This is a genomic window from Vibrio sp. 1401 (assembly GCF_033340295.1).
On record NZ_JAWOWF010000136.1, the window covers coordinates 1 to 1,073 of the forward strand.

2 protein-coding genes are annotated in these 1,073 nt (G+C 51.1%); both read left to right on the plus strand.

Annotated elements, in window-relative coordinates; translation table 11 throughout:
* The coding region (locus R7Z77_RS24100) for a metal ABC transporter ATP-binding protein (RefSeq protein ID WP_318136893.1) at positions 1-500 on the plus strand (500 nt) is incomplete at its 5' end.
* On the plus strand, positions 500-1,073 hold a 574-nt coding region (locus R7Z77_RS24105; RefSeq protein WP_318136894.1), incomplete at its 3' end, for a metal ABC transporter permease. The genes R7Z77_RS24100 and R7Z77_RS24105, both read left to right, overlap by 1 nt.

Genomic DNA, 1,073 nt, shown 5'->3' on the forward strand with positions numbered 1-1,073 from the left:
ATGTTCCTCAAAAAGCGATGTTTGAAGCCAGCTTACCGCTAACGGTGATGGATTTTGTGTTGCTGAACCAAACACGAATCCCACTATTCTGGCGCCGTAAAACCAAACAAACACAACGTGCGTTGGCGCAATTAGATCGCGTCGGCATGGCCGCTCGCTCAGATCGTCGTATGGGGCAACTTTCTGGCGGTGAGCAACAGCGTGTGTTGTTCGCTCAGGCTTTGTTAGATGACCCAAGCTTGTTGGTGTTGGATGAGCCTACAACAGGGATGGACGAGCAAGGTGTGCGTTACCTTGAAGGGTTGATACATGAAGTTGTCGCGCAGGGCAAAACGGTGTTAGCGGTTCATCATGATGTCACTGCGGTGCGTCGCTTAGATGCAGAAGTGCACGTTGTTAACCGTCAGATTGTTGCGTCCGGACACCACTCGGATGTTCTGAGCCCAGATCGTATTGAAACATTATTTAAGCACTACACAACCAAAGCGGAGGCGGCGTAATGGAGTGGTTACGAGCACTGGCGGTGAGTGGTGTAGACGCTGGATGGTTGAGCGACAGCTTTGCGTACGCTTTTATGGTGAACGCGATGGTCGCTGCGCTGATTTTGGGGCCGCTACTCGGTGGGCTGGGCACATTAGTGATTGCTAAGCGTTTGGCGTTTTTCTCCGAAGCAGTAGGCCACGCAGCACTGACGGGTATCGCTATTGGTGTTTTACTTGGTGAACCGCCAGAAAACCCAATCATAGGGTTGTTTAGCTTCTGCATGATCTTTGCGTTGCTGCTGCACTTCGTGAGAAATCGCACCAATGTACCTTATGACACGTTGGTCGGTGTATTTCTGGCGTTAGCTCTGGCGGTCGGGGCGGCGTTGCTGATGTACGTCGCACGTAAGATCAACATACACATGCTAGAAAACGTACTGTTCGGTTCGATTTTGACGGTGACCGATAGAGACATCACGTTGCTTGCAGTGAGCTGCTTGATCATCCTGCTGCTGCTGATTCCGACATTTAATCGCATTTTGCTCACGTGTATCAGCCCAGATATTGCTCGCGTGCGTGGCTTCAATACCA